Source organism: Vibrio sp. E150_018 (assembly GCF_053544035.1).
The window spans coordinates 101,715-114,756 of record NZ_JBHGNY010000004.1 but is presented as its reverse complement, the minus strand read 5'-3'; the positions used below and the strand labels follow the sequence as shown (position 1 = coordinate 114,756).

General features: G+C 42.2%; 5 protein-coding genes and 1 other annotated feature. Of the genes, 3 read left to right on the top strand and 2 right to left on the bottom strand.

What is annotated here, in order from left to right; genetic code table 11:
• Position 1: 1 nt before the first annotated feature.
• On the bottom strand, positions 2–2,461 hold the full coding sequence (gene thrA / locus ACE3G9_RS06870) for a bifunctional aspartate kinase/homoserine dehydrogenase I (RefSeq protein WP_449218767.1): 2,460 nt from the start codon (positions 2,459–2,461) through the stop codon (positions 2–4).
• A 33-nt stretch (positions 2,462–2,494) separates the two neighbouring features.
• Positions 2,495–2,621: a sequence feature (Thr leader region), on the bottom strand.
• A gap of 590 nt (positions 2,622–3,211) precedes the next feature.
• Here thrA and arcA point away from each other — a divergent pair.
• Positions 3,212–3,928 (top strand): two-component system response regulator ArcA, encoded by a 717-nt coding sequence (arcA, locus tag ACE3G9_RS06865; protein ID WP_417880199.1) that lies wholly within the window; start codon positions 3,212–3,214, stop codon positions 3,926–3,928.
• A gap of 88 nt (positions 3,929–4,016) precedes the next feature.
• Here the strand turns inward: arcA and arcB are convergent, their stop codons facing one another.
• Positions 4,017–6,383 carry an aerobic respiration two-component sensor histidine kinase ArcB gene (gene arcB / locus ACE3G9_RS06860; protein ID WP_449218766.1) on the bottom strand — a complete coding sequence of 789 codons (2,367 nt, stop codon included), beginning with the start codon at positions 6,381–6,383 and terminating at the stop codon, positions 4,017–4,019.
• Between the two features lie 603 nt (positions 6,384–6,986).
• On the opposite strand from arcB, the gene gltB reads away from it, so the two are divergent.
• Both gltB and ACE3G9_RS06850 read left to right on the top strand, forming a co-directional pair.
• Positions 6,987–11,531: a glutamate synthase large subunit gene (gene gltB / locus ACE3G9_RS06855; RefSeq protein WP_449218765.1), complete on the top strand. Its 4,545-nt coding sequence runs from the start codon at positions 6,987–6,989 to the stop codon at positions 11,529–11,531.
• On the top strand, positions 11,524–12,993 hold the full coding sequence (locus ACE3G9_RS06850; protein WP_449218764.1) for a glutamate synthase subunit beta: 1,470 nt from the start codon (positions 11,524–11,526) through the stop codon (positions 12,991–12,993). The genes gltB and ACE3G9_RS06850 overlap by 8 nt, the downstream gene beginning before the upstream one ends.
• Positions 12,994–13,042: the final 49 nt, after the last annotated feature.

Below are 13,042 nucleotides of genomic sequence, written 5' to 3'. Positions count from 1 at the left end.
ATTAAACTCCTAATTTCCAACCTAAAGTACGCATCACATCAGAGAATACGCCTGCTGCGGTCACTTGAGTACCTGCGCCATAACCACGTAACACCAATGGAATTGGTTGATAATAACGACTATAAAAGGCTAGTGCATTCTCGCCATCTTTAATTTTGTACATAGGGTCATTTTCATCCACCGCAATTATTTTCACTTTACATTGACCGTCTTCAATCGTGCCAACATAACGTAATACTTTGCCCTCTTGAGCGGCTTTTGCTGAAAGGTCTGCAAAATAAGCATCTGCTTGTGGTAAACGCTCCATAAACTCAGCAACACTACCTGAGTCATCAAAGCCCGGTGGTAAGGCTTGTTCAACAATCACATCATCGAGTTCAAGTTCCATACCCGCTTCACGAGCAAGGATTAGCAATTTACGCGCCACATCCATACCAGAGAGATCATCACGAGGATCCGGCTCAGTAAAGCCATTTTCATTGGCGATATTGGTTGCTTGACTTAACGTCATACCTTCATCTAGCTTGCCAAAAATGTAAGATAGCGAACCGGATAAAATACCATTAAATTTTTCTAATTCATCACCCGCTGAGATCAAGTTTTGTAGGTTTTCAATAACCGGTAAACCCGCTCCTACAGTTGTTTCATACATCAATTTACGACGAGTGCTTCTCGCGGTTTCTCGTAGTTGATGGTAGTAACTCATACTCGCAGTATTGGCTTTCTTATTTGGTGTCACCACATGGAAGCCTGCGGCTAAGAAGTCGGTATATTGATTGGCGATAGATTCACTCGAAGTACAATCAACGAGTACTGGGTTAATGATGTGATTACGTTGTACCAAAGCGATCATACGCGCTAGGCTGAACTCCTCACTGGCATGCGCCATACGGTCACGCCAATTTTCTAGCGGCAAACCATCACTATCAAGTAGTAGTCCTTTCGAGTTAGCCAAACCACACACTCGAATTACAATGCCTTTTTCTGCCAATTTGGCTTGTTGACGCTGGAATTGATCCACCAGCTCCCCACCAACACCACCAATACCAACCACGAATACATCTAAAAAGTGCTTAGAATTAAATAGATTCTCATGACAAGCTTTAATGGCGACTGAAATTTTATCTTCTGGAATAACAGCAGAAATCGCACGCTCTGAAGAGCCTTGAGCAATGGCGACGACATTCACATTCACCTCAGCAAGTGAAGCAAAAAATTGAGAAGCCACACCACGGGCAGTACGCATCTTGTCACCGACTAAGGTTACAATCGCAACATTATCGGTAAATTCAATCGGGTCAAGTAGGCCATCTTTTAACTCAAGCTCGAAACCCTCTTGCAAGGCTTGCTCGGCTTTCTCTTTATCTTGCCCTTCAATACAAAAACTAATGCTGTATTCCGATGATGATTGAGTAATCAGGACAATAGAAACACCCGATGTCGACATTGCACCAAATACGCGACTCGCCATGCCAACCATGCCTTTCATACCTGGACCTGAAACATTGACCATTGTCAATTGGCTTAAGGTGGTAATTCCTTTGATCGCAAGATTATCTTCACCAGTATCTTGACCAATTAAGGTACCAGCGCCTTGAGGATTAAAGCTATTTTTGATTAAGCAAGGAATTTGAAATTGAGCAATAGGAGCGATGGTTTTAGGGTGAAGTACTGAAGCACCAAAATAAGATAGCTCCATCGCCTCTTGATAGCTTAGCGATTTCAGTAATCGTGCATCTTCAACTAATCTAGGGTCACAGTTATAAACACCGTCTACATCCGTCCAGATTTCACAACAATCGGCACGTAAACACGCTGCCAAGACCGCTGCAGAGTAGTCAGAGCCATTACGGCCCAAAGTAACCAACTCTCCCTTAGCATTACCGGCAGTAAAGCCAGGCATGATATTTATATGACCTGCTGGTAGAGGTTTACGCTGGAAATTTCCTGTCGAGATATCGACATCAACCATAGCTTCTAAATGATCGCCTTTAGCAAATAGATATTCAACCGGATCAATTAAGCTCGCTAGTTTACCTTTCGCCTCGATAACCGCTTTCATTAATTGAATCGAAATACGCTCACCTTTACTGATGATGCGCGCATTGACATGATCGGGGCACATTCCCAATAGCGCCATACCATGCACATATTGACGAAGTTGCTTCATTGAGGTCTTAACTTGAGTATCAAACGCTAAGTATTCCAATCCTTCGACTTGTTGTTTGATTTGCTCGAAAAGAATATAAAATGATTGTTCTAAGTCATTAATTAATAACTCTGCTTCACCATTCTTTAGCGTATTTTCAATCACAGCAACCAGTTTATTGGTCGTTTTACCCGGAGCAGATAGCACTACGGCCAAATCTTCTTGTTGAGCATTGTTAATAATAATATCTGCTGCCCTTAAAAATCGGTCAGCATCGGCCAGTGAAGACCCTCCAAATTTTAGTACTCGCATCCCTTCCTCCAAAATTTCACTTCTAAATTTGCATAAAAAAAGGCCTGTATCTGGTGGGATACAGGCCTTTTTTTGAAAACTTTCGCTTACCAGCCTGCCCCAACATTAATGGTGTCGGTCATAATTGAGGTCATAATAATGGTGGTGCTGGTTAAAAACGTCATAGTCTATGTCTTATTTGTTATCAACTATCTCTACATTTACCGATTTAAAGACCAAGAGTCAATGAAAAGTTACCTTTATTCTCATTTTGCTCAAAAATACAGACTAAAGACACAAAATAGTCATCTCTCATCAATTCCAGCTCCCTATCTATCTCTAAATAAAATAATCATAAATAGAATAACGGTCACTGAGATTTAACATTCTTCTTTCAAACTGATTGATGCAAATCAACAAACCGAGAATTAGGCTATATTCACTTATTGTTAGCAAGCTGTTAAGACTGTAGACTCAAACCCATAATCAACAATTCAGCTACTATTTCTGTTTTATCTATATTAAAGCTGTGTTTGTAAACTGTTTTAATGCTAATGACTCCCATGATGTAAATATAGTTGCTAGCAAAATGTTATTTTTATCTAGAATTAATGTACTCAAGGTAATTGGAATTGCATAGAGGTGACAAGTTAATGAATCCCCATGAGCATAGCTCGCCCATGTGGTTGGGGTGAATAAACGCCGTCAATAAAGATGCGACTTCAAGTACGAAGGGTATAAACCATTTAAAGTCATGATTTAGGTACTCCTATGCATACCCCACAAATTCTTATCGTTGAAGATGAACAAGTCACACGTAATACTCTGAAGACTATTTTTGAAGCCGAAGGATATACTGTTTTTGAGGCCATTGATGGCGACAACATGCACCAGATTTTATCCGAAAACTCAATTAACTTGGTGATTATGGATATCAACTTACCAGGTAAAAATGGCCTACTTCTGGCTCGTGAGCTAAGAGAGCAAGCGAATGTTGCGCTTATGTTCTTAACCGGTCGCGATAACGAAGTTGATAAAATATTAGGCTTAGAAATCGGAGCTGATGACTACATAACAAAACCATTTAACCCTCGAGAATTAACTATTCGTGCTCGTAACTTATTGCAACGTTCTATGCACAGTGGTGATGCGCAAGAAGACAAACGTACGGTTGAAAAATATGAATTCAACGGTTGGGTGCTAGATATCAATAGCCGCTCATTAATTAACCCTATGGGCGAAAACTATAAGCTACCGCGCTCTGAGTTCCGCGCATTATTACACTTCTGTGAGAACCCAGGCAAAATTCAAACTCGTGCCGATCTATTGAAGAAAATGACCGGCCGTGAATTGAAACCACACGACCGCACTGTTGACGTAACGATTCGTCGTATTCGTAAACACTTTGAATCAATCGCTGATACTCCTGAAATCATCGCAACAATTCACGGTGAAGGTTATCGTTTCTGTGGTGAACTAAGCGAATAATCAAGCTTAAAACACTCGCCAACTAAAAGGCCCCGCACTTCTTTATTAAAGAAAGTGCGGGGCCTTTTGTTTTATAACTATATCTAAGTTACTTAGTATATTGCCCTATCCATTGCTTCAAGGTATTAATATCTTGCTGGTAATATTGATTCATTTTCTCTATCCAGCTTGCGACATTTTCTCGCCATCCTTCTGCTTCAGGTGTTTGAGCGAGCTGAGCGAGTTGCTGAATGCGTTGCAAACCAACCGAGCCCGCCGCACCTTTTATTTTGTGCGCTTCAGATACTAAATTCTCATCATCACCAACACTTAAATACTGATTAAGCTGCTGCATATAATCAGGAATGGTTTGTTCAAACATCAATAGGCTATCTAAAACCGGCTGCTTACCAACGATATCAAGATAAGAGAGCAACATTTCAGTGTCAATCACCGATCGTTGAGTTTTCTCTTGCTGACTTCCTCTTTCCATATTTGGTGAGTTTACTTCTATTTTAGGGACAGATTTAGCCCCAGAAGATTTACTTCCAAAAAAATCCCCCACTACCTGATTAATATCCTTAATCGATAATGGCTTACTGATCGCACCATCCATGCCATTTTCAATGTATTCTTGTTTGTTTGTCATAACATTGGCAGTCAAAGCGACTAATGGTGGTAGCTGGGAATACGTTTGTCGAAGCTGCTGAGCAATATCAAAGCCTGTCATATCGGGCAATTGAATATCTAAAAAGACCAAATCATAATCTTCTGGTTTAAAGCATCTAAGCGCCTCTTCTCCTGACATTGCCACATCAAGATTATGCCCTAAGTTTTCCAATACAGAGCGAGCCACCGTAATATTTAACTCAATATCTTCCACCATAAAAATACGTAGATTAGGTTGAGATTCCATATGACCAATAGCTTCTTCTAATTGCGTGATAGGCACACAAATCGACACCACAAAAGTACTACCAAACCCTAGTTCACTTGAGACGCTAATTTCACCTCCCATACGATGAGCAAACTCTTGAGAAACAGCTAAACCAATTCCGGTACCGACTGCATGTAAATTATCTTTACCTGACTTCACTTGATAGTACATACCAAAGATATTATCGACTTCATGATCTGGAATACCGATACCGGTATCTTCGATTTCAAACTCAATGTTGGCAACATCCCCGTCTACATCGGCACTGACATTAATAGTCACGCCACCCTGCTTGGTAAATTTCATCGCATTGTTAACTAAATTCCACAACACTTGGCGCAATCGAGTCGCATCTACCATGATCGCAGGCGGAAGCTCAGTTAGACGATCGAGCTCAAACATCAGGCCTTTTTGTTCAGCCATTAAACTGGAAATAGTTTCAATATCAGTAATAAAACTATGGAAGTCTGTTGCGGTAGGAAGAAGCTCTAATTCTTTACGATCAAACTTATCAAGATCAATCACATCATTAAATATATGCCCTAAGGTAATAGCGCTGATATTGATTGTCTGCATATATTGTCTTTGTTCTTGATCGAGCTTTGAATCAAGTAATATACGACTTAAACCGACAATGCCATTTAGCGGCGTTCTTAGTTCATGGCTAATCGTTGATATAAACTTGGTTTTATCTTGGCTGGCTTTAAGTAATGCATCTTGGTCTGCCTTCCGCTCAGTAATGTCTCGTCCGAACCCAACCAAACCAAGCAATTGGTTGGATTTATTATAAAAAGGCAATTTACGAAATTCAAAGTACGCTTTTTTACCATCAGGGTATTCAAGCCATAGATCGTAGGCCAATTCTCGATTCTCTAGAAAAACCGTTTTATCCGTCTCTTCTACTTGTTGATGGGTCGAATTATCTTTATAGACATCGTATATTGATAACCCAACCAGTTCAGATTCTGTTAATCCAACTAGCTCCTCAAAAGCTCGGTTACAACCGGAAAACAGGCCTTCAGTGTTACGGTAATAAATGAGATCAGGGGAAGCATCTAAAAATGAGCGTAATAAAGCGGTACGCTCTGCCAACTCCACTTGTGCTTTTTCACGTTGGTAAACCTCATTTTCAAGATCTTGCATAACCTCTAAACGAGCTTCTTCCGCTTTCTTTCTTTCATTAATTTCTTGATTCAACTTATGTATATTATTTTGCAGCTCTATATTTAACTGATGATCACGTTGACGCATATCTTTCAACTTATCGACCATTTTAGTTAAACGTTGTCGAGACTCTTCAAGTTGATCAACCACAACTGTTAAGAAATACACCGCCCAAGGCGTAATTAATAAACCAAAAAATACCGAGCGAATAATCACAATATTTTCTATACGCCCAGTCAACACTAAGCTAACGACTGCTTGTAATAAAACTGAAAAGCACACTAAGGCCAACGCCAGCAGCATAGAGAATTTAACCATTCCCAGTTTAACTAATAAATCCACATAATACTGGGCAAGGTTTTTTAACACATTCATGATGAACTCAAACTCCTGAAAAGAATGCAGAGCAAGATATAACTAAGCAAGAACAAGCTCAGTCTATACAAAACACCTTTTTAAGCAAAAATTGAGTATAACTGAGAAGCTCGGATAACAATAAAGGATATAACTCCAATTCCCATCTCAGTAAGATCAAAGAGAAAGTAAATATATATTCACAAAAACAGCATATTACTCACACGAGTCAGTCCTTTAGTCTTTTAATATGCAAATCCTGAAAAAAAAATTAGTCATTTTTATGTAACTTTCGTTGGAATTACATAGTACAAAAATGTAGGATGAAGGCACGATGCTGTGTTTTTCGTGATAGATGTCACGTCAACATTTAAGAATAAATCGCTAGCATTTCCTTTAATGGAAGAATAAAAAACCACTCGTGTTTTGTATCACTTCCAAAAGGAACTAAGAAACAACTTTTTTCGCAAATACTTTTCTGCGAATAATTGAAAGGAATCGCACTTACTAGACCGAGCAATGTCAGTAAGGAAGATTATAAGTACATAAAAGGACAAAGTAGCCGTGTCGATAAGCATAGACGCTGATTCGCTAAGCTGCCATTTAACTTGGAAGGATGTATCTATGGTAAGTAGAGAGCAAAGTACACAAGGATTGTACACTCCTGAGCTGGAGCATGATGCCTGTGGGATCGGTTTTGTTGCTCACTTAAAAAACCGTAAATCTCACGCTGTGGTAACACAGGCGCTGGATATGCTAGCCCGCATGGAACACCGCGGTGGTCAAGGTTGTGACCCTTGTAGTGGTGATGGTGCAGGTATCTTACTGCAAAAACCTCATGAATTTCTTTTAGAAGAAGCCGTCAAACTCGGTATCAAACTCCCATCATTTGAAAAATATGGGGTTGGTGTTGTTCTATTCCCTAAAGATGAGCATAAACGCCAACAGTGTCGCGATATTTTAGAACGCAATGCTAAGCGCCTTGATCTTGAAATTTTAGGATACCGTATTTTACCAGTCGATAATTCGATGATCGGCGAAGATCCACTCAGCACCGAACCTCAATTTGAACACGTTTTCATTTCTGGTGGCCCAAGCGTGGATCCAGCAGAGCTTGAACGTAAGCTTTATGTGCTACGCAACTACACAGTTCGCGTCTGTCTTGAGTCCGTGTCTAACATTGGTGATGATTTCTATATCAACTCATTGTCTTACAAGACTTTGGTTTATAAAGGGCAGCTCACCACAGATCAAGTTCCTCAATACTTTTTAGATCTACAAAACCCAACTATGGTGACAGCGTTAGCACTTGTGCATTCTCGCTTTTCAACCAACACCTTCCCAAGATGGCGTCTTGCACAACCATTCCGTTACATTGCCCACAATGGTGAGATTAACACCGTACGCGGCAACTTAAACTGGATGAAGGCACGTGAAGCCATTTTAGAATCTGAATTATTCTCAAAAGCAGAGATCGACATGTTGTTGCCGATCTGCCAAGAAGGTAGCTCGGATTCCTCTAACTTTGATATGGCGCTAGAACTTCTTGTTCTTTCAGGCCGTAGCTTGCCACACGCGTTAATGATGCTGATCCCTGAAGCTTGGCAAGAAAATAAAAACATGGATCCAGCTCGTCGTGCGTTCTACCAATACCATGCCAACATCATGGAACCTTGGGATGGCCCGGCTTCTGTTTGTTTCACCGATGGTGTCCAAGTAGGTGCAACCTTAGACCGTAACGGTTTACGTCCTTCTCGCTATACCGTAACCAAAGATGATTTCTTGGTGATGGCATCAGAGTCTGGGGCGGTTGAAATCGCACCAGAGAACATTGAGTACCGTGGTCGCCTGCAACCTGGTCGTATCTTTGTTGCCGATCTAGAACAAGGTCGTATTATTTCTGATGAAGAAGTAAAAGATAGTATTGCTACTGCTAAACCTTATGAGCAATGGGTTCAAGACAACCTACTCACTCTAAAAACTCTGCCTGATGCCGATAATATGCATCATCAACCTTCTCCTGCTCGCTTGCTACAACATCAACAGGCGTTTGGTATTACTAGCGAAGAAGTAAACGACATTATTCATGTACTCGCAGAAACGGGTTATGAACCTCTTATGTCAATGGGTGCAGACTGGCCATTAGCAATATTGTCACACCAATCTCAGCACTTATCGCACTACTTCAAGCAGCTATTTGCTCAGGTAACTAACCCACCAATCGATCCGATTCGTGAGCGTATGGTCATGTCACTTAATACCTACCTAGGTCGTGACCATAACCTGTTAACTGAAACGCCTGAACACTGTCGAAAAGTCGAGCTAGAGTCCCCTGTTTTATCTAATGAAGAACTTGAAAAACTACGTGCGATCGATAATGAGCACTTGCAAGCAAAAACATTAGACATCGTTTTCCGTGCCACCGAAGAGCCGGGTAAATTAGAGCGTGCACTAAAACGTATTTGCCAATATGCAGAAGATGCAGTGGTAGATGGTTACTCAATTATTCTGTTAACTGACCGTGCAACCAACTCGAACCATGCGGCAATTCCAGCCATGTTGGCGGTTGGCGCAGTACATCACCACTTAATCCGTAAAGGCTTACGGGCGAAGTGTGACATCGTGATCGAAACAGGTGACGCTCGTGAAACGCACCACTTTGCAACTCTCGTCGGTTACGGTGCCAATGCGGTTAACCCATACTTGGTCACAGAAACGATTGTTGATCTTCAGAAGAAGAAAAAACTTGATCCGGAAATCCCAACTGAAGACTATTTCAACAACTACCGTAAAGGCATCAATGCTGGCTTGTTGAAGATTTTCTCTAAAATGGGTATTTCTACGCTACAATCGTACCATGGCGCACAAATCTTTGAAGCGCTTGGTATTAGTAAATCTGTCGTTGATAAATACTTCACTGGTACCGTTTCTCGTATTCAAGGTTTAACCATTGACGATATCGCACGCGAAGTGTTGATCCGTCACCGTGTCGGTTACCCAACCCGCGAGATTCCAATTCAAATGTTGGATGTGGGTGGAGTTTATCAATGGAAACAACGTGGTGAAAAACACTTGTTCAACCCTGAAACCATCTCATTGTTGCAACAATCAACGCGCAACAAAGACTATGCGCAGTTTAAGCAATACGCGAAAACGGTTGATGATCAAGGTGATAACGCAGCAACACTACGTAGCCAGTTAGATTTCATCAAAAACCCAGCAGGTTCAGTCCCACTTGAGGAAGTTGAGCCCATTGAAAATATTCTGAAACGCTTTGCCACAGGTGCAATGAGTTTTGGTTCGATTTCTTACGAAGCTCACTCAACCCTCGCGGTTGCAATGAACCGTATTGGCGCTAAGTCCAACTCTGGTGAAGGTGGTGAAGACCCAATTCGCTTTGAGAAAAAGGCTAATGGTGACTGGGAACGTTCAGCAATCAAACAGGTAGCCTCTGGTCGTTTCGGTGTAACGTCTTACTACCTAACCAACGCTGATGAGCTACAAATCAAGATGGCTCAAGGCGCGAAACCAGGTGAAGGTGGTCAACTACCAGGTGATAAAGTAGATGATTGGATCGGGGCGACTCGTCACTCGACTCCAGGCGTTGGCTTAATTTCCCCACCACCTCATCACGATATATACTCTATCGAAGATTTAGCTCAGTTGATCTACGATCTGAAAAATGCGAACCGCGGCGGTCGTGTCAACGTCAAACTCGTATCGGAAGCAGGGGTAGGTACCATTGCATCAGGCGTTGCAAAAGCAAAAGCGGATGTCGTTCTCATTGCTGGCTTTGATGGTGGTACAGGTGCATCACCTATGTCTTCAATCCGTCACACTGGTTTACCGTGGGAACTTGGCCTAGCCGAAACCCACCAAACCCTACTGAAAAACGGCCTACGTAACCGTATCGTTGTTCAGTCTGATGGTCAGATGAAAACACCTCGTGACCTTGCTGTCGCTACACTACTTGGCGCAGAAGAATGGGGCGTGGCAACGGCCGCACTAGTGGTTGAAGGCTGTATCATGATGCGTAAGTGTCACAAAAACACTTGCCCAGTTGGTATCGCAACACAAAACAAAACCTTGCGTGAGCGCTTTGATGGCCGCGTAGAAGATGTCGTGACTTTCTTCCAATACATGGCAGAAGGTTTACGTGAAGTAATGGCAGAACTTGGTTTCCGTACTATCGATGAAATGGTTGGTCAATCTCACAAACTTAAAGTACGTGATGATATCCAACACTGGAAATATAAGAACCTCGACCTTAGCCCAGTACTGCATGTTCAACCACCTCGTGCTGAAGATGGTATCTATAATCAGAAACCGCAAAATCACGGTTTAGAAGCAGTACTTGACCGTAAGTTAATTGAAGCGGCTCAACCTGCTTTAACTAAAGGTGAAGCAGTAGAAGCGCTCTTCCCTATCATCAATACCGACCGTAGCACGGGTACTATGCTGTCGAATGAAATCTCGAAAGTATATAAAGACCAAGGTCTACCAAAACCAATGAACGTTAAGTTCACCGGTTCTGCTGGTCAGTCATTCGGTGCTTTCCTTGCGAAAGGCGTTAAGTTTGAAGTGGAAGGCGATGCCAATGATTACTGGGGTAAAGGTCTATCAGGCGGTACATTAGTACTCTACCCTGATCGCCGTTCGACAGTGGTGGCTGAAGATAACATCGTAGTTGGTAACGTATGTTTCTACGGTGCAACGTCAGGTCAATCCTTTATCCGAGGTATGGCTGGTGAACGTTTCTGCGTTCGTAACTCGGGCGCACACGTAGTCGTTGAAGGCGTTGGTGACCATGGTTGTGAGTATATGACAGGTGGTTCAGCAATTATCCTAGGATCAACAGGCCGTAACTTTGCTGCTGGTATGAGTGGCGGTGTGGCTTATGTGTGGGATAAAGATGGTAACTTCGATAAGAAGCTCAACCCAGAGTTAGTGGATATCGATCCAATTGAAGCTGAAGATAAAGCGTTCATTAAAGATATGCTGACCAAGCATATTGAGTACACTGGAAGTACAGTGGCGCAAAACTTCTTAGCTGATTTTGAAAACAACCTAGCAAGCTTGGCAAAAGTTATGCCTCGTGATTACAAAGCTGTATTGCAAAAGCGCAAACAAGCCGCAAACAAGGAAGAGTTGGAGGCCATCAATGGGTAAGCCTACTGGATTTTTAGAGCACGGTCGTGAGCTACCAAAAAAAGTCGACCCGAGTGTTCGTATACAAGACAATAAAGAGTTCGTACTCGATGAGGAGTTTGGTGAAAAAATCAATACTCAAGCATCCCGCTGTATGGATTGTGGCGTGCCGTTTTGTCATAGCGGCTGCCCAATTGGGAACATCATTCCTGAATTTAACGATGCGGTATACCGTGATAGCTGGGAAGAAGCTTGGAATATTCTAAGCAGCACTAATAACTTCCCAGAATTTACTGGTCGCGTGTGTCCTGCACCATGTGAAACCGCTTGTGTGCTAGGTATTAACCAAGACCCTATTACGATTTGTAATATCGAGAAAAACATTGCTGAGCGCGCCTATAAAGAAGGCTTTGCTAAAGCACGCAAACCTCGTAAACGCACAGGAAAAACCATTGCAATTGTCGGTTCTGGCCCAGCTGGTTTATCAGCAGCAGAACAACTCAATGCCGCGGGCCACTCAGTGACCGTATTTGAACGTGATGAAAAAGTCGGTGGTTTACTACGCTTTGGCATCCCTGACTTTAAACTCAGTATGGAGGTCATTGACCGTAAAATCGACTTGATGGCAGAAGCTGGCGTTAAATTTGAAGTTAATGCTCATATTGGTGTTAACATCAATGCTCAGCAATTGCGTCAAGAATTTGATGTGATATTACTTACCGGTGGTTCTACAGTTCCTCGTGATTTACCAATTCCGGGCCGCGAACTAAAAGGCGTTCATTTTGCGATGGAATTCTTAGGTCAAAACAACCGTCGCGCTAACAACATGGATCTAAAAGGTGAAGAAATTCACGCTAAAGATGATCATGTTGTGGTTATCGGTGGTGGCGATACTGGCTCTGACTGTGTGGGTACCTCTAACCGTCATGGTGCAGCAAGCATTACTCAAGTGGAAATCATGCCGATCCCACCAGAGCAACGCCCGGCTAACCAACCTTGGCCTCAATATCCAATGATCATGAAAACCACCACTTCTCACGAAGAAGGTTGTGAGCGTCATTGGAATATTTTAACCAAAGAGTTTATTGGCGATGAAAACGGTAATGTAAAAGAATTACGCATTGCAGACATTGTATGGGATGACGCCAAACCAGGTGAGCGCCCAGGATTTAAAGAAGTGGAAGGCTCTGAACGAGTCATTCCATGTACCAAAGCTTTCTTAGCTATGGGCTTCTTACATCCAGAGCCAAGCGGCGTACTTGCCCAATTAGACATCAAACTTGATGATCGAGGCAATGTCGCAGCCGAAGGTTACGCTACCAATCAAAAAGGTGTGTTTGCAGCTGGTGATATGCGTACCGGCCAATCACTGGTTGTTCGTTGTATCAATGAAGGTCGTGAATGCGCTCGTGCTGTAGATGCATACCTAATGGGTAACTCACACCTAGAAGCAAAAGCCGATTCTTTGATGAAATCTGCGTAAGCAACTCAATAATATTGATATATAAAGCCCCGTTGATTCGGGGCTTTTT

What these genes read in the sequence shown, in the direction of transcription:
- thrA (WP_449218767.1), bottom strand. Translation starts at nt 2,461, where the DNA reads ATGCGAGTACTAAAATTTGGAGGGTCTTCACTGGCCGATGCTGACCGA.
- arcA (WP_417880199.1), top strand. Translation starts at nt 3,212, where the DNA reads ATGCATACCCCACAAATTCTTATCGTTGAAGATGAACAAGTCACACGT.
- arcB (WP_449218766.1), bottom strand. Translation starts at nt 6,383, where the DNA reads ATGAATGTGTTAAAAAACCTTGCCCAGTATTATGTGGATTTATTAGTT.
- gltB (WP_449218765.1), top strand. Translation starts at nt 6,987, where the DNA reads ATGGTAAGTAGAGAGCAAAGTACACAAGGATTGTACACTCCTGAGCTG.
- ACE3G9_RS06850 (WP_449218764.1), top strand. Translation starts at nt 11,524, where the DNA reads ATGGGTAAGCCTACTGGATTTTTAGAGCACGGTCGTGAGCTACCAAAA.